Raw genomic sequence first — 23,428 nt, 5'->3', positions numbered from 1 at the left:
CATTGGGAAGGTGACTGAACTGTTGGAATCATTGCGCCCCTCAGGAGCCGTCGGCGGCCTGGAAAATACACCGGATGAAGCCGTGGCCTGGCATTTCGGCGACCCGTTCGGTGAGCAGCGCGCTGCGGTCACCTCCGCGGCCGTCATCGACCGTTCCCATCGCGGTGTGATCGCCCTGACCGGGGACGAGCGACTGAGCTGGCTCAACACGATCTCGAGCCAATTCGTCACCGATCTCGCGGACGGGCGCAGTGCCGAAAACCTGAACCTCGACGGCAACGGCAGGGTTGAGGACCACTTCGTACTCACCGACCTCGATGGGACGACCTGGATCGACACCGAGGCATCGCGGTCCGAGCCGCTGGCCGCCTTCTTGCAGAAAATGGTCTTCTGGGCGAAGGTCGAAGTCGCTCCCCGCCCCGACATGGCGGTACTGACGCTGCTCGGTCCCGACACCCGCACCGGGGCGATTGCGCAGTTACTGCGGATTCCGGGTGCAGCAACGGTTTATGACGCCGGACGGTTACCTGAAGGCGGTTTCTGGCGGGTGATGCCCGCCGTCGGCGATCACGCTTCGGTCGAATCGATCGATCTGATCGTCCCCGCCGACCAGCTCATCGCATGGTGGAAGAGCCTGACCGCAGCCGGCGCGCGTCCTGCCGGGATGTGGACGTACGAGGCGCTGCGTGTGTCGGCATTGCGTCCCCGCCTGGGGATCGACAGTGACGAACGCACGATCCCGCACGAGGTCAATTGGATCGGCTCCCCGGATGAGTTGGGTGCGGTGCACCTGAACAAGGGTTGCTACCGGGGCCAAGAGACGGTCGCCCGGGTCCACAACCTCGGCAAGCCGCCACGACAGATGGTGTTGCTGCACCTCGACGGCAGCGCGGAGCACCGACCGGCCACCGGCGATCCGGTCACCGTCGGGGGCCGTGCCGTCGGCCGCGTCGGCACCGTCGTCGACCACTTCGAGTACGGCCCGATCGCCTTGGCGCTCATCAAACGGGGCATCCCGGCCGACACCCAGCTCGATATCAACGGCGCCAGCGCCGCGATCGACCCGTCCTCGGTACCGGCCGACGACCGCGTCCAGGCCGGACGGGCCGCCATCGACCGGTTGAAGGGCCGTTGAGCCTGGCGACGGGCACGGTGCTCGCTGTCTGCGCCGTGCACGAAGAACATGCGCTCGCCGGTGAAGTCGGACACAGTGCGATCGACAAGCGAGCCGTCGAGGGCCCCGTCGACGTCGACGAGTTCGGTCTCACGATCGACCATGTCTGCGACACCAAACACCACGGCGGAATCGATCAGGCGGTGTACGCCTACGGCGACGACGAGGCGCAGCGCTGGGCTCGTGAACTCGGGCGTGAACTCCCCTATGGATGGTTCGGGGAGAACCTGCGTATCTCCGGAATCGCGACCACCGACGCCACCATCGGCGAGCGGTGGCAGGTCGGCGAGCACGTGCTGCTCGAGGTGACCATCGCCCGTACTCCATGCCGCACATTCGCTGATTGGGCGCAGGAAGACCAGTGGGTCAAGCGTTTCTACGCACAGGCAGATGTGGGTTGTTATCTCCGTGTCGTCAAGGGTGGCCAAGTCCGGGCCGGGGACCGGGTCACGGTCGTCTCACGGCCAGACCACGGCGTGCTGGTACGGCATCTGATCACCGGGCCCGACACCGATTCGCTGACGAAACTGCTCGCGATCACCGACCTTCCGGCGAAAGTGGTCCGGGATGCCAACCGCTGGCACCGGCTGGCGAAGAGGTGATCGCGAGGCAGCCTGCCGGCCGATTCCCGACCTGAGATCCGGTGCCCGGTTTGTTAATTTTCGCCACCGGCGGACGAGCTGGTCCGCATCACCCCTTCGGGCACGGTAGACTGACTTCCACGACCATATTTGTAAACACAGAATGGGGCCGCCACACGTTTGGCCGCCCCTTCATTGCGCGAGGGGGTCCCCAATGGGCCGCGGCCGGGCGAAGGCGAAGCAGACCAAGGTTGCTCGTGAACTGAAGTACAGCTCACCGAACACCGACTTCGACAGCTTGCAGCGAGAGCTGTCGGGCAGCGAATCAGTTGATCCGAACGATGGGATCACTGATGATCGGTGGTCCGATGAAGAAGGGTGGCGGCGGGCCTGATGGCCGTCGTGGGCCCGGATTGAACCCGGGACCCGATACCTTTTTCAACAGCCCCCTGAAGCGCTAGACCTCAGGTGGGCTGTTGGCATATCCCCACCAAGGCGACGTTCGAGCGGACACCGCTCACTCGCCGACGACATATTCAATCGGGGTCGGATACGAACTCCGGCCCCCAACGCAAAAAGGTTCGGCCGACGCGAACGTCGACCGAACCTCTTCGTTTGTCAGGGGTATGTCAGAACCGCGGGTGCTCACCCATCAGTTCCGCGATACCGTTCTTTGCGCTCTTGACCTGCTCGGTCTTGGTCGAGTGCGACTTCTTGACCGAGCCGAGCACCCAGCAATCCAGGTGCCGTGCGGTCAGTACCGCCAGCGCACGATCGGTGTCTTCGGGTGCGACAACCGCGACCATTCCGACCCCCATGTTGAAGGTGCGTTCCATCTCGGCGCGTTCCACGCGGCCACGCTGCGCGATCATCTGGAAGATCGGTGCCGGTGACCACGTACCGCGGTCCAGCTCGGCCACCAGACCGCCGGGCATGACGCGGGCGAGGTTCTCCGCCAGGCCACCACCGGTGACGTGTGAGAACGTACGTACGTCGGTTTCGGCCGCAAGCGCGAGGCAGTCCTTGGCGTAGATGCGCGTTGGCTCGAGCAGTTCCTCACCGAGGGTCCGTTCGAACTCCTCGACATGACCGCCGAGATCCATGTGGCCCCACTCGAGCAGGACCTTGCGGGCGAGCGAATAGCCGTTGGAGTGCAGACCCGAGCTACCCATCGCAATGACGACGTCGCCGGGCCGAACACGGTCCGGGGACAGCACGGAGTCGGCCTCGACGATTCCGACGCCCGTGGCCGACAAATCGTAGTCCGACTCGCCCATCAGGCCCGGATGTTCAGCCGTCTCGCCACCGAGCAGCGTGCAGCCGGCTTCGACGCAGCCGTCGGCGATGCCCTTCACCAGTTCTGCCACCACTTCGGGGACGACTTTGCCGACCGCGATGTAGTCCTGCAGGAACAGCGGTTCGGCGCCACAGACCACCAGGTCGTCGACGACCATGGCGACCAGATCGCGTCCCACGGTGTCGTGCTTGCCCATCGCCTGGGCGACTGCGATCTTGGTGCCCACACCGTCGGTGGACGATGCCAGCACCGGCTCGCGGTAGTCACCCTTGAGTTTGAACAGTCCGGCGAATCCGCCGAGGCCGCCCATGACTTCGGGACGCAGGGTGCGCTTGGCATGCGGGGCGAACAGCTGTACTGCCCGCTCGCCGGCATCGATGTCCACTCCCGCCGCAGCGTAAGAGGCGCCGCCGGGCTCGTTGTCGGTCATCTTGCGTCAGGTTCCCGTTCTCGAAAGGTTGGCAGGAAAGTCCTGCCGGGGCGGTGAATAATCCGGCTTCACGCTACCCGAGCGTGGTCAGGCCACTACTGATGGGCGGTTCGAAATCTGCGGGTGCGGACATGCATGTACCCGCAGCCGATCTTCGCCGATCCTGATGACACCCGGTGTCGAACTGGCGAACCAGCACGGTTTGCGCTGGTGAACCAGCCCTCAGGGGCGGCGGACAGCGCTGGCGTTGTCGTTCTCGGCGATGACTTCCTGATCCGTTGCCGTCTTCTTGAGCATGGTCTCGAGGACCGCCTTACCCATCGATGTCTCGCGCGGCAATTCGATCGGGTACTTGCCGTCGAAGCAGGCAGCACACAGATTCGAGGCAGGTTGCTCGGTGGCCGCGATCATCTCTTCGGTGCTGATGTACGCGAGTGAATCGGCACCGATCGCCTGGCGAACACCCTCGACGAGGTGCTCTTCGGAGTCGGTGCCGTTAGCAATCAGTTCGGCCGGAGACGCGAAGTCGATGCCATAGAAGCACGGCCAGCGCACCGGGCTCGAGGCGATCCGCACGTGCACTTCGGCCGCCCCTGCCTCCCGGAGCATCCGGACGAGCGCGCGCTGGGTGTTACCGCGGACGATCGAATCGTCCACCACAACCAGGCGCTTACCCCGGATGACCTCTTTGAGCGGATTGAGCTTCAGCCGGATACCCAGCTGGCGAATGGTCTGCGAGGGCTGGATGAACGTCCGGCCGACATAGGCGTTCTTCATCAGACCCTGGCCGTACGGGATACCCGACTCCTGGGCGTATCCAACCGCCGCCGGGGTACCTGATTCCGGAACCGGGATCACCAGGTCGCCATCGGCCGGGAACTCGCGGGCGAGGCGACGACCGATCTCGACGCGGGTGGTGTGCACCGACCGTCCACTGATGACGCTGTCGGGGCGGGCCAGGTACACGAACTCGAAGACACAGCCCTTGGGCGTGGCCTCGGCGAAACGACTGCTCCGGACGCCATCGGCGTCGATGGCCAGGAGTTCACCGGGTTCGATCTCGCGGACGTAAGAGGCACCGACGATGTCGAGTGCGGCGGTTTCGGACGCCACCACCCAACCGCGATCAAGGCGTCCCAGACAAAGCGGGCGCACGCCGTGCGGATCACGCGCGGCGTACAGTGTGTGCTCGTCCATGAAGGTGAGGCAGAAGGCTCCGCGCAGCGTCGGCAGCAATTCCATCGCGGCCTGCTCGAGGGTTGCATCCGCGGCGCCGTGCGCGAGCAAGGCGCCCACCACGTCGGAATCCGAGGTCGCGCCGCCGGCCCGACGAGAATCCATCAAGCCGAGATCGCGTGCCTTACTGGCCAGGTCGGCGGTATTGACGAGATTTCCGTTGTGTCCCAACGCAACACCGGTCCCGGCAGCGGTGGTGCGGAAAATCGGCTGCGAGTTCTCCCACGTGGTCGACCCAGTGGTGCTGTACCGGCAATGCCCGATTGCAACGTGGCCCTGCATGGCGCCGAGCGTCTGCTCGTCGAATACCTGGGAAACCAGACCGAGGTCTTTGAAGACAAGCACTTGGGATCCGTCGGCCGTCGCGATGCCGGCAGCCTCTTGTCCCCTGTGCTGCAAGGCATATAGGCCGTAATAGGTGAGTTTCGCCACATCCTCACCAGGTGCCCAGACACCGAAAACTCCGCATTCCTCACGCGGTTCGTTCTCTGGCTGGTCGGCATCAAGCAGATTCTTGCTGTTTATCGACAGCTCGGTCACTGGCACTCCCATTGGTGGGCTGTTGGAGGGCGTACGAGCGAGTCTACGGGCACGAGATTCGCCATTGCGAATCGCCACGGCGTGTCGTTGCCCGGACTGGTCGGGTGTCGATGTCACACGCGCAGCAATGGCAGCCAATGAACGATCTCGGTTGCGCGGCTTCCGGACGCGGAAACCCTGCCGTCCGCAAGCGCTCCGGAGAGATCCAGTTGCCCGGTTGCCAGCAGCAACCAGGTGCGGGGATCGGTCTCGACAACGTTCGGTGGGGTGCCGCGCGTATGGCGAAGTCCTTCGATGCACTGGACCGCCACGAACGGCGGCACCCGCACCTCTACCGATCCACCCGGCGCGAGTTGCGCGAGGGTTCGCGCGGTCATCCGGACAGCATCGGCGATCTCTTTTCTCGTCGGCTCGACGGCTTCGGGATCACGAAGCCACGGCGCCACGGTTTCGACGGCTGTTCGCATTACGGCCGGGTCTACCGACTTATGAGGTGCCACAAACACATCGTGGCACCCACTCACCGCCGCACGGAACCACGGCCTCGCCCGCGCCGTCCAAATTGGGATATGCCGTCCAAATTGGGATATACGGTGGGCGGACGCGGTCACCGGGGGGTGCTCGTTTGGAGGGGGACATCCGATGCCATTGTTCGAAACAGACACTTCAACGACGCGCACCGATGCCGGCCGCTATCGTGCACTCGGCGCCGAGATCAACACCATCGACGCCGCCACCTCCACCTCAGACATCGCGGAGTCGTTGCCCGGTTCAAAAGCCGGTGCCACCGCGGCGCGTAGCGGATCTGCGGTGGATACCGCGTACAGCGCGGTGGCGACCCGATTGTGCGCATATGCCGATGCGTCGGTCGCGGCCACTGAAACCTTCGACAACACTGAAGTGAACTCGGCATCCACGTTCAAAGCGCTGCGGCTGCAGTGACATACACCGTCAGCGGCGTCAGGAAATGGCAGCCCTCGTTGTTGAGCGATGCTGCAACAAGCCTTGAGACGTCCAACATCGACTTCGAGTCCAAACTGAACTCTGCGCGGTCGGTGGCTCTGAGCCAATACCAGTCGTCGGATGGGCACACCGCCGAAGCGGCGTGGCAGAGAGCCGAAAAGGACCATCGGCTCGGTATTCGCGTAGCCGATGCAACAGACAGTGTGACCGAAGCACTCCGATCCGGCGCGACCCGACTGCAATCGGTCCGCGACAATGCGCTCTCCAACGTCACTGCCGCAGTGCTGAGCAACTTCGAGGTCAGCGACGACTGGAAAGTCGGCGCGTACGTCGTCGCGGGGCCGTATACAGCCGATGAACTCGACAAACAGGAAGAGGATCGAAAGACATTTCAAGAAGCCATCGATGCAGCCTTGCAACAACTCACAGATGAAGACGATGCGGTGGCTTTTGCACTCGACGGCGCCAACGATGAATTGGACGCCACGAAGGGCGATGTGACGGCGGGCCGGGACTACGCTCCACCGTCATTGGTGGGCCTGACGCCCGAGCAGGCCAAGACCGTTCTGGACGACCCACAATTCCAGGAATGGGTGAAGAACCACCCGGATGCAGCAAAACCGTTACTCGACACCGCATTTGATGCCGGCCTCGTACCCGAGGAGGCGTACGGCGATTTCCTCCAAGACTACTGGCTGCGAGAGTCGCTAGAAGGGGCGGAAATCGATCTGTCCAATTGGGATCCGTCAAAGGGTGCCGAGTACAACGCCGACACGATCACCAAGGTCTACGAGTACTACGGTCAGCTCTTTCTCGATAATCCTGAGCTCCAGTGGGCAGGAATGGCCAATATGATCGGTCCATCCTTTGCTGGCGGGTTCTACGATTTGGCGACCATGCGGGACATTGCGAAAGGCATCAAAGGCCCCGCCGGCGCAGCACTCCCATCGGAAATCGAACCGATGACCAAAGCGCTCGCCAGTCTGAGCGACCCTGAGATCGCCTACTACGAACAGAAGTTCCTGAGCATGCAGAAAGAGATATTCGAAGATCAAGCCCCGATGCATGAGGCGTACCTGCACGGCGGGACCGCCGAGATCGACCGGATGCAGCGAGCAGGTCTCATAGACCCGGATACGGGTCGCGCATGGGATCAGATTGAAGTTGGAGTTGCGCAAGACGATCCCGCGCTTGTCGCTGCAGGAAATACCCAACTACTTCACCGCGAACAGTTCGACATCATTGCTGACGACTACGAGGAGATGCGGAGCCGTCCCGTGACCGGAGAAGCGATGACGTGGATGCTGACCACGGTCGGGACGCCCTCGATACCCGGGGCTCAGGCATATCCCGATTTGTACCCGGCAGATTTCGAGTTGGAGAACAGGAGATACATACCTGGAGGTGTGACCGTGCAGACGCCATTCCCGGAAGGCAACATTGCCGACGAGAATCAGCGATGGCGGCTCATCACGGAGGACACACTACCCGCATATCAGCGCCTGCTCGCCGACGATCCGGATGAAGCCCGGCGCATAGTCGGCTCAGATTTTGACACTCGGGTCGACGAACAACGACTCGACAACCAGATGGACGGCATCCTCAGCAGGTTGCTCACGGACTGGAAGTTTGACCCACATTGGTGAAATCAGCGAGAGCCCTGGCGATTTTGGTGACACTCATCGGCATATTGGCCGCATGCACAGTCATCACCGACAACAAGGAGATGCCTGTGACATCAACGTCAGGATCCTCTGGTCAAACTGAGTTCTCAATGCTCACGGACTCCGGCGTAGAGCAGATCAAAGGCAGCCGGCGCGCGCGCTTCGACTTTCGCGACCTCACCCTCACCAACGCCGACGCCGGACTCCCTGTCGACCACAACCAAGACGTGATCATCGGCGGCGCAGGCAAACCCGACATCGAACTCACCTTTCTAGGCCCCGAAGCCCAAGCTACCGTGAGCACGCAAACCATCTGGATCACCACCTACTTCCGCGGTGGACGGTTCGAGGACCTCATCTTCTGGCGCTCGTTCGACACCACGGAAGACGCGCAGCAAGAACTCGCCCAGGCCACCGCACGCTGGGGAATACTCCCCGAAAAGGTGGACACGTGGACACGCATCGCGAGCACTGCTGACGATGGCAAAGAAAAATGGAGCTTGGGCTCGGGTATCGGGCCAACAGGGCTCATCGTCGATATGAACGCGAGTATCAAAAATGGTGTCCAGGTTTTTCAGTACTACGTCCATCTCAACCCGCTCACCTACAACCCCGAAAACATCGAAAGTATCCGAACCACCGGCATCAGTCACCGCCCCGTCAGTTGAGCAGCACATTGAGGAGCGAAGCCAGATTGTCTACCGACAACAACGGATAACTGGGCGGGAAATGGGAATCCGGCACCCCGGCATCAGCTACGACGATGCAACCAACCGTCCACGGCGTTGCTGGCCCGCATTGGCGCACCGACTATCCTCGTGAAGAGAACCTGCACTTCGAAGGAGCGTCACCACCATCAGCGCCACCCTGCACACCACCGGACTCACAGCCGGTCACGGCGAACGAACGTTGTTCTCCGATCTCGACCTCACGGTGGCCGACGGCGACGTCTTCGGTCTGGTCGGCGCAAATGGCGCCGGTAAATCAACGCTGCTGACACTGCTCGCCGGCGTCGGATCAGCGGACTTCGACGGCACCATCACGCTGAGCCCGCCGGACGCCGAGGTCGGCTACCTCGCGCAGGAAGCGGAACCGACGCCGGGCGAGACCGTCCGCCAGTTCCTGGCCCGACGGACGGGCGTCGCACAGGCACAGTCGACGATGGACGCCGCGGCCGAGGCATTGGGCGAGGGCGGCGACGACCTCTACTCCCCCGCGCTGGACCGCTGGCTGCACCTGGGCGGGGCCGACTTCGATGAACGGGCCGATCAGGTCGCGGCAAACCTGGGCTTGACCGTCGACCTCGATCTGCCGATGTCGGCGTTGTCCGGTGGTCAGGTGGCGCGGGCCGGTCTGGCCGCACTTCTGCTGTCGCGCTACGACATTCTCCTGCTCGATGAACCGACCAACGACCTCGACCTCGATGGCCTCGCGCAGCTCGAGGAGTTCGTGTCGAGCTCGCGGACGCCGATGGTCGTCGTCAGTCATGATCGCGAGTTCCTGGCACGCACGGTCACCGGAATCGTCGAGCTCGATCTCGCCCAACAGCAGGTGTCGGTGTATTCCGGTGGCTATGAAGCGTTTCTGGTCGAACGTGAAGTCGCTCGTCGCCATGCCCGCGAAGCATACGACCAGTATTCCGACACCAAGGACGCGCTGACCGATCGCGCTCAGATGCAACGCAATTGGATGGAACACGGTGTCCGCAACGCGCGGCGCAAATCCAAGGACAACGACAAGGTCGGCAAGGGCCTGCGGCTGGAGTCAACCGAGAAGCAGGCGTCGAAGGCCCGCCAGACCCAACGTCGCATCGAGCGGCTCGAAGAGGTCGCAGAGCCCCGCAAGGAGTGGGAGCTGCGCATGGAGATCGCGGCCGCACCTCGTTCGGGCACCGTGGTCGCCACCCTCAACGACGCGACGCTCACCCGTGGTGAGTTCACGCTGGGACCGATCAGCACCCAGGTTGACGCAGGCGATCGGATTGTCATCACCGGCGCCAACGGATCCGGTAAGTCGACGCTGCTGTCGTTGCTCCTCGGCGCGCAGGCACCCGACTCGGGTTCGGCGTCGCTGGGCTCGGGCGTGCAGATCGGTGAGGTCGATCAGGCTCGCGGATTGTTCACCGGTGACACCCCACTCGCCGAAGCGTTCGGCGCCCAGATCCCCGATCAGACCGACGCGGACATCCGGACCCTGTTGGCCAAGTTCGGATTGAAGGGCCATCACGTCACCCGCTCGGCAGACTCACTGTCGCCAGGTGAACGGACGCGCGCGGCGCTGGCACTGTTGCAGGCACGCGGTGTCAACCTGCTCGTGCTCGACGAACCCACCAATCACCTGGACCTGCCTGCCATCGAGCAACTGGAGCAGGCGGTTGAATCCTTCTCCGGCACAGTCCTGTTGGTGACCCACGACCGGCGAATGCTGGCCACCGTCCGGGCCACGCGGCGCTGGCAACTGGCGGGCGGCCAGTTGACCGAGACGCTGGCCTGAACCGAAGGCGAGGTACCGGGCCCTAGGTTCGACGACGCCGGGTCCGCGGCTTCCAGGTCGAGTAGGCCAGCGCCGCGAGCGCGTCCGCTGTCTGGTCACAGAACGCCTCCTGCCCGGTCAGACCAACCGTCAGCGCCCGGATGGCGGTTGCGGCAACAAGAAGATCGAAAACCGCGTCCGCCCGCTTCTCCAGCTCCTTCGTGGGCATCTCGGGTAGGTCGCCACGCAGCAGATCCCGCATCATGATCCGGACGTCGCGCTCGGATCGGTTGACGAGACGCTCGTAGAGATCCTCCTCATGCTGGTAGGCCAGCATGAGGCCTGGAATCGCCGCTCGCGCAACAGGATTTGCGAAATGCTGTAGGAACAGCAATGCCCAGGTCCGGAGGTCGTCCCACAGGTCACCGGTGGCCTGTGGGACCACACCCGATTCGGCAGTGCCGAATGCGGCGTCCTCGATCAGCGCCTCTCGGCGTGCCCACCGGCGGTAGATGGTCGGTGCCCCCACGCCGGAGCGCCGGGCTATCGCGGCGATCGTCGCCGATTGAAAGCCCCCCTCGACCAGCAGGTCCCGCGCGGCCTGGAGGACATCGATGTCCTTCTGAGGATCACGTGGACGACCGGGTTGCGGCTGGGCAGAAGTGGTCACCCGACGAAAGTACCGCAAAGCGACCATTCAATTACGTTCCATGCCCTAACGTATTGTCCGTCGCCCCCAGAGCTCGCCCCGAAGAAGGAGACTGCGCCGTGTTGACACCCAACGATGAGATCTTGGCTCACCAATTGCCGACCACGTTCGACCACGTGTCGCAGAGTGATCTGCGTTGGGTGGAACGCGTTGTGATGTACGGATTCGACAAATCCGGCGACATCAATGTGATGACCGGAATGGCCCGCTACCCCAACCGCAACGTGACCGACGCCTACGCGATGGTCACCAAACGCAACGGTCCGGCCAAGGTGATCCGGATGTCCACCACGCTCAATCCTCAGACCGGCGGACTCGGGGAATACACGATCGGCCCGTACACCTACACGATCGAAGAACCGTTGCGCCGGGTGCGAACTCAGGTCGCCCCCAACAGCCAGGGATTGAGCCTGGATCTGAGCATGACCGGGCAATTCGACCCCTACGAGCAAACCGCCGCGTTTCATCGGGTCCGCGGGCGCGTCTCGGAGGATGCTCGCCGGTTCTATCAAAACGGTCTGGTCGAAGGCTGGATCGACATCGACGGCGAGCGCATCGACATCGATCCGCAGCGCTGGTGGTTCGGCCGCGACCACTCATGGGGGATCCGCAGAGGCGGTGGCGGCGGCAGCCTCCCTGATGGGACCGAACTCCAGCCCACCGATCTGCCCGAAGGTGTCCTCTACTACATGGGGATCTTCCAATTCGACGACGAGCTCGTGCATTTCGCGCAGCGCGAGAACAGCGATGGGTCGAGATGGCAGTTCGAGGGTGAACTGCTCTACCCCATCGATTCCGGTCGTCCACACGAGGCGATCATCGATGTCGAGCACGACCTCAAGTTCCGTGATGATGCACGCGTTGTGTCCGGGGGAACGTTCACGATCACCCGCGGGGACCGTTCGACCAGCACCATCGAGGTGCGCCCGATGACCGACTTCTGGCCCGGGCTGGCCGGTTACGACCACTACAACGGCTACGCCAGCGGCTACTACCGCGGAGACGACTTCCTCGACGGTTTCACGGTGAACACCAACGATGCAGAGGCGCTGGCGCCTGTTCGGATGCTCAGCGAGACTTTGTGCGAGGTCCGGATGGATGGCAAGGTCGGGCACGGATTGGTCGAGATGGTCTTCATGGGCGCCTACCCGCGCTACGGATACACGGGCTGGTGAGACCATGACTCCGGTCTCACCATCACGGCTGTCGGCCGATGAGCTGCCGACCGCACTCGAAGCCGTACTACGACAACGGTTTCCGTTTGCCCATAACGCGACCATCGCCAACTGGCGAGTTGCGCAGCAGGGATTCTCCACCGAGACATACCTGTTCGATCTGCTTGACGTCGACCCGACGGCGACCACGCACCCGGAATCTCAGGGACTGGTGTTCCGGCGACCGCCCGACTTCGCGGTCCTGCCGGACTTCGACCTCCGGCGGCAATACCTGGTGATGGAACGACTCGCCGATTCTGCGGTCCCGGTACCGAGGATGCGGTGGATCGACGCAGAGGGAATCGATTTGGGAACGCCCTACTTCGTGATGGACCGCATCGATGACGTCGTCACCGTCAGTGACGTTCCCGCATACCACCAGCAGGGCATCTATGCCGACACCGACGATGCGGGCCGGGCTCTGCTGTGGAACGGATGCGTCGACCTGATCGCCCGGGTCCACCAGATCGACACCACTGAAAGACGCCTGGGTTTCCTGGATCTCGGCAAGTTCGGCACGACGCCACCCCAGCGTCTGGTCAACTTCCTGAGATACGCGCTCCATTGGGCCGGCGACGGCGGTCCCTTACACCCGGGTTTGGCGCATGCGCTCGATTGGGCTGACAACCATCTGTACGAACCGTCTCGAGTCACGTTGTGCTGGGGCGATTCCCGGATGTCCAACGTTCTCTACGCCAACACCGACCACCATCCTGTCGCCGCCCTCGACTGGGAGATCGCCTACCTCGGGGACCCAGGTGCCGACCTTGCCTGGATGTTCCTCACCGACTGGGTCAGCAGTCCGCTGGAGAACCACAGTTCGGTGAGCGGAACGCCCTCACGCGAAGCGACACTCGAACGATACGAGAGACTGACCGGAACGCGGCCGACCAACATGCTCTTCAACGATGTCACCGCTGCGCTACTCCTGGCCGTTCCCCTGATCAGGCTCAACACGAAACTCGAACTCGACGGTATCGATCTCGCCGACATCTGTGCACAGCGCCTCGCGACAGTACTCGGCGGCGGCTGACGCCCACCGGCAACCGGACGTCTACGTGCACCCGGCATTCCGTGGCACGATGGGACGATGGGCACGGATGTCGGCAAGCGCGAATTCAGCCGCGAAGACAGGCGGCAGTTCCGTGAGCAGGTGGGACGGTGCACCGAGGCGGTCGCCCGCATGCTCTCGGACGGACTGTTCACCGACCAGGGAAATCCGCCGGAACCCTTGCTCGGCATGGAAGTCGAGCTCAATCTGGTTGACCGTGCGATGAATCCGGCGATGTCGAATGCAACAGTGCTCGAGGCCATCGCCGATCCCGACTATCAGACCGAGCTCGGTCAGTTCAACATCGAGATCAATGTGGCACCGAGACCCTTCGTCGGCGCCGACACCGTCTCACTGGAATCAAGCCTGCGAGATTCCCTCAATCAGGCCGAGGCAAGGGCCGCGACCACGGACAACCATCTCGTGCTGATCGGCATGCTGCCCACCCTGCGGCAAGAGCACTTTGCCCACCAGTGGATTTCGGCGAACCCACGGTATGACCTGTTGAACCAGCAGATCTTTGCTGCGCGGGGCGAAGACATCGAACTCGACATCACCGGAGTCCCGCTCGTGCCCGGGGATCATCCCGACCGTCTGCAGACGTCGATCGATTCGATCCTGCCCGAAGCCGCATGCACGTCGCTACAACTACATCTGCGCGTTGCGCCCGAGAGCTTTGCCGACCACTGGAATGCCGCGCAGGCACTCTCCGGAATACAGGTCGCACTGGCAGGCAACTCACCGTTCCTGGCCGGCAAGGCCCTGTGGCACGAGAGTCGCATCCCGGTTTTCGAACAAGCCACCGACACCCGCCCACAGGAGCTCATCAACCAGGGCGTCCGGCCGCGGGTCTGGTTCGGAGAACGTTGGATCACAACCATATTCGATTTGTTCGAGGAGAACACCCGATATTTTCCGGCCTTGCTTCCGGTGGTGTCCGACGACGATCCACTGGCACAGTTGGAGGCCGGTGAGATACCTGAACTGACCGAACTCCGAATGCACAACGGGACCGTGTACCGGTGGAATCGGCCGGTCTACGACGTCATCGACGGGCAGGCGCATCTACGCATCGAAAATCGTGTCCTACCCGCCGGGCCGACCGTACTCGACATCATGGCAAACACAGCGTTCTACTACGGGGCGCTGCGCGGACTCGTCGACGCCGATCGTCCGATCTGGTCACAGATGACGTTCAATGCGGCAGCGGAGAATCTCCACACCGCGGCCCGCGATGGGATGGATTGCCAATTGTATTGGCCGACAGTCGGATGGGTACAACCTGACGAGTTGGTGTTGCGCCGAATGCTGCCACTCGCCGAAGAAGGTTTGCGGGCATTCGGTGTCGCGGCCGACGTCCGCGACCGCTACCTGGCGATCATCGAGGGCCGGGCGATCACCGGGCAAACCGGTTCGGTGTGGCAACGTGCGTCTGTGGCCGCCAGAGAAAAGGCAGGCGACAGCCGCGACGTCGCACTGAGCGGCATGCTCAGTGAGTACATCGAACGCATGCACGACGGTGCGGCCGTGCACACCTGGGATCTCTGAAATCCTTCGATCTGCCCGGCCGCACCCGGTGCACCTGCACGTGACCTTCTGTCACGTCTGGCCCACCACAGCGGACCCCTACCGGGTGACCACCGGAACCGCCTCGAACGATTGCGCATGCTTACTCGGATCCAGCAACCCGCTCACCTTGAGCCCGACCATCATCAAGCCGGCAAAGATCAGAACGCCTCCGGCCACCCACATTCCGCTGTTCTCCGAACCAGTGGCGTCGGTGAGTCCACCGGTTATGTAGGGCGCAGCGAAACCGGATAGGTTCGCGAGCGAATTGATCAATGCAATGCCGGCGGCCGCTCCGACTCCGGTCAGAAACTCGCCGGGGATCGTCCAGAAGACCGGGTAGGCCGCAAACACTCCGATTGCGGTCAGGGAGATCACGACCATGACAGCGATCGGCGATCCCAGATAGAGAGCGATCGGAACAGTGAGTCCGGCAAGGAATACCGGGGCCGCAACGTGCCACGCCCTCTCACACTTCCGATCCGAATGTCGCGTCCAGTACACCATCGCCAGCGCTCCGAAGAAGAACGGGACGGCCGTGATGAGGCCGGTCTGAAACAGGTTGAAGTCGGTCCCGAACGTCTCCGAGAATCCAGCGATGATCGACGGCAGAAAGAAGCTGAGTGCGTAAATCCCATAGCCGACACCGAATTCCACGAGCGCGAGTCCGAGTACGAGTGGACTGGTCAAGACGCGTCGGAGGGTCCACGGATCGCCCGCTTCGGTTTCCTCTGCATCCGCGTCCATCGTGGCGCTCAGCCACGCACGCTCTTCTGTGTCGAGCCACTTCGCATCGGCCGGCCGATCGGTCAGATAGAACCAGCACACGATTCCCAGGATCACCGCGGGCAGACCCTCGACCAGGAACATGATGCGCCAACCCGAGAATCCCATGAAGTCATGGCTGTACTGCATGATTGCCGTGGACACCGGGGCACCGACAACCGCGGACACCGGAACCGCGAGCGCGAACAGTCCAATCGCCTTGGCCCGCTGGCGGCGCGGGAACCAGAACGTCAAGTACAAGATGACACCCGGATAGAAGCCCGCCTCCGCGATGCCGAGGAGGATTCGCACGACGTACAGCGCACCGGCACTGTTCACGAAGGCCATTGCCATGGCCACGATGCCCCAGGTCACCATGATTCGGGCCACCCATCGGCGCGCACCGAACTTGTGCAAGGCCAGGTTGCTCGGGATCTCGAACAGGAAATACCCGATGAAGAACAGACCCGCGGCAAGGCCGTAGGCAGCTTCACTGAGACCCAGATCCGAACTCATCTCCAGCTTTGCGAACGCGATATTCGTTCGGTCGACATAGTTGATGAAGAACAGAACCGCGATGAACGGGATCAACCGGCGCGACACTTTTCGCATCACGCGCTCGCCGAGTACATCGATTTCAGCGTCGGCCTGTCCCCCAGGCTTCACGCCGACCTGCTGCTTGTTTGCCATTTCCGTTTCCTCAACCAGTAGCGGACATTTGATGGGTAGCGGAATACCACCCGGATAGATCGGTTTCAGACATGCATCAGCCACTCCGCATCTTCATGAAAGTAAAGAATCGGCAAAGAGGTAGTGAGTGTCTTCAGTTAGAAATAGATGGCATATTCAAGGCCGGCAAAAAAAGCGCCATCTAATCGAATCCTCTCTGGAGTCCCCGTTGCATACCTTCTGGGGCCATAACGATGCTGGACAGGTTGCCGTTAGTGAGTCTTGCATACAATCTTCTGCCCGGTGGTTTCTTTTGCGTTACTTCTGATCGCCCCACCGCGATGTACCGCGTAACCCACCATGGCGATTTGATCCCCTTATCGCAGCACGTGGTTCGCCGAAAATCAGACACTCGGTAACAACGCAGGAAATGGCGCAACAAGCACCAAGTCTTTACCGCTCCGGGTACCCGTTCGACGCCCGTAACTGGTCACTGAACCAAAAGGCCACGACTCGCCGCCGTGCCGATCATCCGTGCGCAGCGCCCACATCCGCCGCGCCCTTTCGTCGCCAAGCACCCGGCGCTTCTCCGACAGAACGTTTGAAGGCCCGGTTGAAGGCCGATTCTGATTGATATCCAACGGCATTCGCGGCTTGGGCAACACTGAGTGAACCGTTCTGCAGCAGTCGTGCAGCAAGCTGGAATCGCCATCTGGCAAGGTAGGTCATCGGCGGCACCCCCACGTAGGCGGTGAACCGATCGGCAAAAGACGAGCGGGACATGGCCACCTCGTGGGCCAGTCCTTCCAGCGTCCACGGCTCGGCGAACCGACCGTGGATGAGCCGCAGTGCTGAGCCGACGTCGGGGTCGCGAATGCCGGCCGCCCAGTTGCGAGCGTCCGGGGACAACCCATCGATGTGGGCACGGAGAGCTTCCACAAACATCAGTTCCGACAGTTTCGCCAGCATCGCCTCCTGCCCGGCGTTGCGACCGTCACTCGCCTCGATGGCCGCGTCGAGCAACCGCGACATCCAACCCCAGCTACGACTCGACACCGGGGCGTGGACCATTCTCGGCAACGATTCGAGCAACGGGTTGAACGGATGCCGGTCACAGGCGAAGTAGCCGCACACGATCCGACAGCGATCGGCGTTCGTATCGCCGTTGATGTCGATGACGAACGGCAAGGCTTCAGTCAACGGCCGGTAGTAGCGAGACAGGTCAGGCTGCCCGCTGAGGCCTTGAGCCGACGCGAGGAGGTGTGCCTCACCGCTGGAGACGATCACCATCTCACCGGCCCGCAGCAACTGCGCGGGTTCGGGCGCGTCGACCGTCTCGACCCAACAAGAACCAAGAGTCAGGACGTGGAAGGCGATCAGGTGTTCGGCGTCCGCGGCGATCTTGGCAGCGATCACGTCGGTGGGCGGACTCTCGAGAACAAAGGGCGAGCGGGCATCGATGTCGAAGTACACCGCACCGGTCAACCGGACAGCGAGCAAAACGTCGGATAGGACGTCCATGGCGTAACTCCCGGACGATCAGTCAACTCTCCCGGACGTGCGGCAAAGACCGAGCCTCTACGTGGACGTACGGGCAAGTCCTTCGGCGTATTGGGCATTCCCGCACGTCACCGCTGCTTTATACCGTTCAACTACCCAGTCTCCCACCATGTGAGTCCGTACAGAAGGAGCACACCAAATGTCCGCTATCGAAGCCACCCCGGATGCCGTCCTCTCCGAGTTACGCCAGACCGTTCGCGGCCGGTTGATCGGCCCCGACGACCCTGACTACGACGAGGTGCGGAAGGTCTACAACGGGGCCATCGACCGCCGTCCGGCGGCTGTCGCCTGCGTCGCGGATGTCACCGACGTGATCACCTGCGTCAATTTCGCGCGTCGCCATCAGATCCCCATCGCGGTACGCGGCGGCGGTCACCACGGTGCCGGGTTCAGCGTGTGGGATGACGCCCTGGTGATCGACTTCCGCACGCAGCGTTCCACCACCGTCGACCCGAAGGCAGGCACCATACGCGTGGACGCCGGATGCACCTGGGGCGACGTGGATCATGCCAACGGGGCCTTCGGTATGGCCACCCCATCCGGATTCGTCTCAACGACCGGAGTTGCAGGACTGACACTAGGTGGTGGTACCGGCTATCTCACAAGACATTTGGGGCTGACCATCGACAATCTGCTCTCCGCAGACGTCGTGTTGGCCGACGGATCGTTTGTGACCGCGAGCGCCGAGAGCCAGCCGGACCTGTTCTGGGCGCTGCGGGGCGGTGGCGGCAACTTCGGCGTGGTCACCTCATTCACATTTCGATCTCATCCCGTCGGTGAAGCCGGTGAGATCATCGGCGGGCCGGTCCTCTACGACATTGCCGACGCCGAAGAGGTCTTCCGGTGGTACCGCGATCTGGTCCCGACGCTGCCCGACGAGTTGAACGGCTGGATCGGCGTCCTGGAGGTCCCCGGCGGGCCACCCTTCCCCGAGGAATTGTGGGGCCGAAAGGTCTGCGGGATCGTGTGGTGCTATTCGGGGCCACATCAGCAAGCCGACCAGGTCATGGCGCCCGTTCGGGATTTCGGCTCACCGCTCTTGGTCGGACTGGCGCCGATGCCGTTTCCCGTGCTTCAGAGCGCGTTCGACGGGCTGCTGCCCACGGGCTTGCAGTGGTATTGGAAGGCCGACATCTTCGAGGAGATCACCGATACCGCGATCGAACTTCACCGTCGGTACGGCGAGGCCCTCCCGTCGCCTCTGTCGACCATGCACCTGTATCCGATCAGCGGCGCTGCCGAGCGTGTCGCCGCGGACGCAACCGCCTTCCCCTACCGCAACGGCGGATGGAACGGAGTCATCGCCGGTATCGATCCCGATCCCACCAATCTGGGACGCATCACCGAGTGGGCCAAGAACTACTGGGAGGAGCTGCACCCGACCTCTGCAGGCGGCGGATATGTGAACATGATGATGGACGAAGGTCGCGAGCGCGTTCAGGCCGCCTACCGCGGCAACTACGACCGGCTCGCCCGGATCAAGCAGAAGTACGACCCGCACAACCTCTTTCGGATCAACCAGAACATCGCACCGGAGTGATTCTCGGCCAGGTCGGCTACCGTGCCGCGTTCTTGATGAATTCTTCCACTCCCGCAGCAGGTTTGGTGCCGCCGAAGTAGCCGCCGCGGACATGGCGACGTTGGGTGTTGTCGTCGGTGGCCCGGGCCGCGGAGTGCCAGAGGTAGGCGTCGTGGAAGATGATGTCGCCGCGTTCGGCGTAGATCCCGACTTCACCGCGGATCTTCTCGAAGCCCAACGGCATCTCGAAAGGTGGCTTGCGGCCGGTCCGCCCGCCGGAAGGCCGGGCCGTATCCGGAACATGTACGCCGTTGACGTTGCGGTACGGGGCCGGGGTATCCCAGAGATGACTGCCCGGCACCACCCGCAGGAAGCCGTTGGCCGGACTGGTTCCGTCGACGTGCAGGGTGAATGCCGTACCGGGCCACACATCCAGGCTGGGGCTGGACTGCCAATCCGAATGCCATCCGATCCGGGTGTATCCGGATTCCTTGCCTGGACGGGCATCCTGATAGACAACGCCGTATTGCTCATGATCCCGCAGCCAGGAATCGGGGCCGAGTAATCGATTCATGACGTCCCGCATCACCGGACCGGTGATCGCGGAATCAACAGCGGGCGATACCTCGCTGACGTATTCGACATAGTTGGCGAACTTCTCCGCCTTGGCGGCCTCGTCGAGGAAAATGGTCGACCCGTATCGGGCATCCAACTCCCCGGCGATCACACCCTGTTGCGCGGCAACACATTCCGACTCGATGGCGTCGACGTCGGACGCACTCAACGCACCCCGCAGGGTGGCGTATCCATACATGTCATAGAACCAGACCAGGCCCTCGAGATCGTCGGGACCGAAGACGCCGGGTGTGGAAAGCGGTGCAGCCATGTAGCAGACTTTAGGCCCGCGACGGCAATCCGTCAGCGCAAGTGCCTTCGATCACTCGTCGAACATCAGCTCGACGGCCGATATCCGTGCACGATCGGCCCCAAACACAAAGAGGCCGACACCCTTCCGATCACCGATGACCAGAGCGACGGCAACCGTGTTACCTGCCGCCAGCAGCTTGTGCGACCGGACACCCCGGAGCGATCCGATGACGTGATCAACGCCGATGGCGTCACCATCGAACACCACAACGGGCGCGTTGGGATCCAGATGCCCACGAGCGGCCGGTACATCCCCACGTGAGGCGGCGTCGAGGAAGTTCTCGACGGTCGCCTTTGCCTGCGTACCAACCCGCCGAAACCCCTCGGCAAATCCAATTGCGCCCCGGATCCCTTGATTCCGAAGCAATGCCACGGCCAGCCGCGCCCCAACCGGCACCGCGGCCACACCACAGTGCGCGAACTGCCTGATCATCCCCGGCAGTTCCCAATAGGCGGCGAGCCGCGTGATGTGCAGGTCGCCCCCGCACTCGTACAGGTCGTACCGAATGAAGACCGGCACCCGCAACGTCACCTTCGGCGACATCTCGACTTCGAGTTCGAGGTCACGAATGACGGTGCGCTCACCCACGAAGTCGGCATCGCGATGAAAGGTGATGTTCCGCGGACCGATGAAAGTGTCGTAAAAGCGCCGGATCTCGGAGCCGCCCGCATGAATCCGCGACCCCACCGGATCGTTGACGATGCCACCATCGACGAACAAGCCGACCCACTCGTCACGGTCGTGGGCACCAGCAGCGGCCGGCGAACGTTCAACAAGTGCGAGCATCCGATCCCGGCCGTATGTCGCCATCGGTTGACACCACCTTCCTCAAATCTAGAACGTGTTCTACTCTGAAAGTAGAACACGTTCTACCTGTCGAAGTCGGCGACTTGTAGCCACTCAAGCGAAAGTGATCCTGATGAAAGTTGCTGTGACCGGCGCCGCCGGGTTTGTTGGTCGTAATCTCCTCGACCAGTTGGTCACCCGCGGCGACACCGTGGTGGCCATCGATCGACACCGCCCGGCCACAGCTCCGGACATCGCAGGCGTCGAATGGGTCAGCGCCGACATCCTCGATCCGGAGGCCTTGACCACGGCGTTCGACGGTGTCGACGTCGTCTATCACCTGGTTGCGGTCATCACCCTGCGCCACAACGACGAAAACGCCTGGCGCATCAACACCGAGGGCGTCCGCAATGTCGCCGAAGCCGCGCTCGAAGCCGGAGTTCGGCGGATGGTGCACTGCAGTTCGATCCATTCGTTCGACCAATACCTCTGCGGTGGACAGATCAACGAGTCGTCCGGCCGCTCCAACGATCCGGCACTGCCGGTGTACGACCGCTCCAAGTGGGCAGGCGAGCAGGAATTGCACCGGGTCATCGCCCGCGGTCTCGACGCCGTCATCTGCAACCCCACCGCGGTGTACGGTCCCGCCGATCATGCGCCGTATTCACGAATCAACGGGATGCTCCGCGACTCTGCGCGTGGCCGTGTTCCCGCACTCATCACCGGTGGCTTCGATCTGGTCGACGTCCGAGATGTCGCTGCCGGGCTGATCCTGGCCGGCGAACGCGGTGTCTGCGGCGAAAACTACCTGCTGACCGGCGAAATGGTCGAGATGATCGAAGCATTTCGGATGGTGGCTCGCGAAGCCGGGCGCCGTGGTCCGGCTCTCGCGTTCCCGATGGGCTGGGTGCAGGCGATCCTGCCCGTGGCCGAACCGATCTGCAAACTGTTCGGCTCGGACCTCGTATCCAAGGCTGCACTTGGTTCACTAGAGGCTCAGCCCGTGGTCGACGGAACGAAGGCTCGCTCCGAATTGGGTTATGCACCAAGAACTGTCGCCACAACGATGCGCGACTACGCCGACTTCCTCGTCAGCGCCGGACAACTCCAGCGGCGCCGGCCGATCGCGGTGCCGCGACGGACGAAAGCCTTCGCCTGACACCCCGGTCATTCAGTCCTTGGTCACCAATCCGCGACCGGTGATCTGCGGGAGGTCGATCGCGGTGAGAAGTCCGGGCGGAGCGTTCACCACGGCTTCCACCGCGTTCACCAAACGCATTGCGGTGACCAGCATTCCGGAATCGTTGTGATCACCGTTCTCACCGTGGTGCACGAAGTCGACGGTCATCACCGGGTCGCCTTTGATCTCGATGCGGTAGCAGCCATCGCCGTTGCCCGGGCTCGGCCATTCGGGCTGAGCATCGCGCTGTGTCCGGGTGACGTGTTCGAGGACGATGCGCGGCACTCCGTTCACCGTCCCGATCACCTCGAAACGCACTGCGGCCATGGTGTCTTTGGCGATGTGGCACGAGGCGATGTCGTAGTCACTCTCCGCCGGACGACGGTCGATCTTCTCCACCAGCGGCTCGTCGAGGGTGACGTCGAGGCCGGCCGCGAGTTGTCGCACAACCGGCCCCCAGGCCAGCGACAGAACTCCCGGCATCCACAGCATCGACTGGGCGTCCATCGGTTTGCCGAAGCCAAACAGCTCGGTCATGGTCATCGGCTGGTAGTACGTCGCATAGTCGGCGATCTCGGCAACGCGCAGCTCGTCGATCCGCTTCGAGAGCGACGTCATCGCCAGTGGCAGAACATCATTGGCGAAACCCGGATCGATGCCGTTTACGTGCAAAGTGGCATTGCCACCGCGGGCCGCACTGCGGATGCGCTCGTTGAGCTCGGCCGGCAGCACACCGTCGGGGTACACCAACGCAACCGGACCGGAGGAGACCACATTGATCCCGGCGTCGAGGAACCCGATCAGATCGTCGATCGCTTCCATGATGCGGTCGTCGGTCATCGCGCCATGCACGATGCAATCGGGCCGCAGCGCCAGCAGCGCTTCTTTGTCATCAGTGGCCGCGATACCGAGGTCTCGGCCGAGTCCGGCCAGTTCGCCGACGTCCTTGCCGACCTTGTCCGGGTTCGACACCCATACCCCGACCAATTCGAGCTCAGGGCGGGCCAGAACCCCCGCTATCGCCAGCTTTCCGATGGTTCCGGTGGACCACACCACAACACGCAACGACACCACAGACCTCCGAACGCAGGAACTAGAACGCGTTCACCCTAGCCTGCCCACAA

The 23,428-nt window shown here is 62.8% G+C and carries 21 protein-coding genes; 12 read left to right on the top strand and 9 right to left on the bottom strand.

What is annotated here, in order from left to right; translation table 11 throughout:
• Positions 1–19: 19 nt before the first annotated feature.
• From ygfZ to AC1D75_RS21080, 3 genes are all read left to right on the top strand, one after another.
• Positions 20–1,135 (top strand): CAF17-like 4Fe-4S cluster assembly/insertion protein YgfZ, encoded by a 1,116-nt coding sequence (gene ygfZ / locus AC1D75_RS21090; protein WP_495517674.1) that lies wholly within the window; start codon positions 20–22, stop codon positions 1,133–1,135.
• Between the two features lie 2 nt (positions 1,136–1,137).
• A complete protein-coding gene (locus AC1D75_RS21085; protein WP_495517673.1) occupies positions 1,138–1,776 on the top strand; it encodes an MOSC domain-containing protein in 639 nt (212 codons plus the stop codon).
• Between the two features lie 193 nt (positions 1,777–1,969).
• Complete coding sequence (locus AC1D75_RS21080; protein WP_331889125.1) at positions 1,970–2,149, top strand: DUF3073 domain-containing protein; 180 nt, start codon at positions 1,970–1,972, stop codon at positions 2,147–2,149.
• A gap of 235 nt (positions 2,150–2,384) precedes the next feature.
• Here AC1D75_RS21080 and purM read toward each other — a convergent pair whose 3' ends face one another.
• The 3 genes from purM to AC1D75_RS21065 form a co-directional block, all read right to left on the bottom strand.
• Entirely contained in the window at positions 2,385–3,482 is a 1,098-nt protein-coding gene (gene purM, locus AC1D75_RS21075) for a phosphoribosylformylglycinamidine cyclo-ligase (protein WP_495517275.1), read from the bottom strand.
• Positions 3,483–3,704: 222 nt separating this feature from the next.
• A complete protein-coding gene (gene purF / locus AC1D75_RS21070) occupies positions 3,705–5,258 on the bottom strand; it encodes an amidophosphoribosyltransferase (RefSeq protein ID WP_495517274.1) in 1,554 nt (517 codons plus the stop codon).
• 113 nt (positions 5,259–5,371) lie between these two features.
• Complete coding sequence (locus tag AC1D75_RS21065) at positions 5,372–5,758, bottom strand: sterol carrier family protein (protein WP_495517273.1); 387 nt, start codon at positions 5,756–5,758, stop codon at positions 5,372–5,374.
• Between the two features lie 142 nt (positions 5,759–5,900).
• Between AC1D75_RS21065 and AC1D75_RS21060 the strand changes: the two genes are divergently transcribed.
• The 4 genes from AC1D75_RS21060 (at position 5,901) to AC1D75_RS21045 (ending at position 10,378) form a co-directional block, all read left to right on the top strand.
• Positions 5,901–6,200 carry a hypothetical protein gene (locus AC1D75_RS21060; protein WP_495517272.1) on the top strand — a complete coding sequence of 100 codons (300 nt, stop codon included), beginning with the start codon at positions 5,901–5,903 and terminating at the stop codon, positions 6,198–6,200.
• A 41-nt stretch (positions 6,201–6,241) separates the two neighbouring features.
• Complete coding sequence (locus AC1D75_RS21055) at positions 6,242–7,867, top strand: hypothetical protein (RefSeq protein WP_495517271.1); 1,626 nt, start codon at positions 6,242–6,244, stop codon at positions 7,865–7,867.
• A 26-nt stretch (positions 7,868–7,893) separates the two neighbouring features.
• Positions 7,894–8,553 carry a hypothetical protein gene (locus AC1D75_RS21050; protein ID WP_495517270.1) on the top strand — a complete coding sequence of 220 codons (660 nt, stop codon included), beginning with the start codon at positions 7,894–7,896 and terminating at the stop codon, positions 8,551–8,553.
• A 187-nt stretch (positions 8,554–8,740) separates the two neighbouring features.
• The gene (locus AC1D75_RS21045; RefSeq protein ID WP_495517672.1) at positions 8,741–10,378 is read left to right on the top strand and encodes an ABC-F family ATP-binding cassette domain-containing protein; all 1,638 of its coding nucleotides are present in this window, start codon (positions 8,741–8,743) and stop codon (positions 10,376–10,378) included.
• 22 nt (positions 10,379–10,400) lie between these two features.
• Here the strand turns inward: AC1D75_RS21045 and AC1D75_RS21040 are convergent, their stop codons facing one another.
• A complete protein-coding gene (locus tag AC1D75_RS21040; RefSeq protein ID WP_495517269.1) occupies positions 10,401–11,027 on the bottom strand; it encodes a TetR/AcrR family transcriptional regulator in 627 nt (208 codons plus the stop codon).
• 98 nt (positions 11,028–11,125) lie between these two features.
• On the opposite strand from AC1D75_RS21040, the gene AC1D75_RS21035 reads away from it, so the two are divergent.
• The 3 genes from AC1D75_RS21035 to AC1D75_RS21025 are packed head-to-tail and all read left to right on the top strand — an operon-like array spanning position 11,126 to position 14,879.
• Positions 11,126–12,241 carry an Rv3169 family protein gene (locus AC1D75_RS21035; RefSeq protein WP_495517268.1) on the top strand — a complete coding sequence of 372 codons (1,116 nt, stop codon included), beginning with the start codon at positions 11,126–11,128 and terminating at the stop codon, positions 12,239–12,241.
• Positions 12,242–12,245: 4 nt separating this feature from the next.
• Positions 12,246–13,313, top strand: a complete 1,068-nt coding sequence (locus tag AC1D75_RS21030; protein ID WP_495517267.1) for a phosphotransferase family protein — start codon at positions 12,246–12,248, stop codon at positions 13,311–13,313.
• 57 nt (positions 13,314–13,370) lie between these two features.
• Positions 13,371–14,879, top strand: a complete 1,509-nt coding sequence (locus AC1D75_RS21025) for a glutamate-cysteine ligase family protein (protein ID WP_495517266.1) — start codon at positions 13,371–13,373, stop codon at positions 14,877–14,879.
• A 78-nt stretch (positions 14,880–14,957) separates the two neighbouring features.
• On the opposite strand, the gene AC1D75_RS21020 is transcribed toward AC1D75_RS21025, so the two are convergent.
• Together AC1D75_RS21020 and AC1D75_RS21015 are read right to left on the bottom strand one after the other, a co-directional pair.
• The gene (locus AC1D75_RS21020) at positions 14,958–16,352 is read right to left on the bottom strand and encodes an MFS transporter (protein WP_495517265.1); all 1,395 of its coding nucleotides are present in this window, start codon (positions 16,350–16,352) and stop codon (positions 14,958–14,960) included.
• Between the two features lie 507 nt (positions 16,353–16,859).
• A complete protein-coding gene (locus tag AC1D75_RS21015; RefSeq protein ID WP_495517264.1) occupies positions 16,860–17,852 on the bottom strand; it encodes an AraC family transcriptional regulator in 993 nt (330 codons plus the stop codon).
• Positions 17,853–18,030: 178 nt separating this feature from the next.
• Here AC1D75_RS21015 and AC1D75_RS21010 point away from each other — a divergent pair, with 178 nt between their 5' ends.
• On the top strand, positions 18,031–19,431 hold the full coding sequence (locus tag AC1D75_RS21010; RefSeq protein ID WP_495517263.1) for an FAD-binding oxidoreductase: 1,401 nt from the start codon (positions 18,031–18,033) through the stop codon (positions 19,429–19,431).
• A gap of 16 nt (positions 19,432–19,447) precedes the next feature.
• Here the strand turns inward: AC1D75_RS21010 and AC1D75_RS21005 are convergent, their stop codons facing one another.
• Positions 19,448–20,296 carry a phytanoyl-CoA dioxygenase family protein gene (locus AC1D75_RS21005; RefSeq protein ID WP_495517262.1) on the bottom strand — a complete coding sequence of 283 codons (849 nt, stop codon included), beginning with the start codon at positions 20,294–20,296 and terminating at the stop codon, positions 19,448–19,450.
• Positions 20,297–20,347: 51 nt separating this feature from the next.
• Entirely contained in the window at positions 20,348–21,148 is an 801-nt protein-coding gene (locus AC1D75_RS21000) for a nuclear transport factor 2 family protein (protein WP_495517261.1), read from the bottom strand.
• Between the two features lie 109 nt (positions 21,149–21,257).
• Here AC1D75_RS21000 and AC1D75_RS20995 point away from each other — a divergent pair, with 109 nt between their 5' ends.
• Positions 21,258–22,283 (top strand): NAD-dependent epimerase/dehydratase family protein, encoded by a 1,026-nt coding sequence (locus AC1D75_RS20995; protein ID WP_495517260.1) that lies wholly within the window; start codon positions 21,258–21,260, stop codon positions 22,281–22,283.
• A gap of 12 nt (positions 22,284–22,295) precedes the next feature.
• Here the strand turns inward: AC1D75_RS20995 and AC1D75_RS20990 are convergent, their stop codons facing one another.
• Positions 22,296–23,375 carry an NAD(P)H-dependent amine dehydrogenase family protein gene (locus AC1D75_RS20990; protein ID WP_495517259.1) on the bottom strand — a complete coding sequence of 360 codons (1,080 nt, stop codon included), beginning with the start codon at positions 23,373–23,375 and terminating at the stop codon, positions 22,296–22,298.
• Positions 23,376–23,428 lie beyond the last annotated feature (53 nt).

This window comes from Williamsia sp. Y712 (assembly GCF_059445525.1).
The sequence above is the reverse complement of the archived record's forward strand: the minus strand, read 5'-3'. Positions and strand labels throughout refer to the sequence as shown.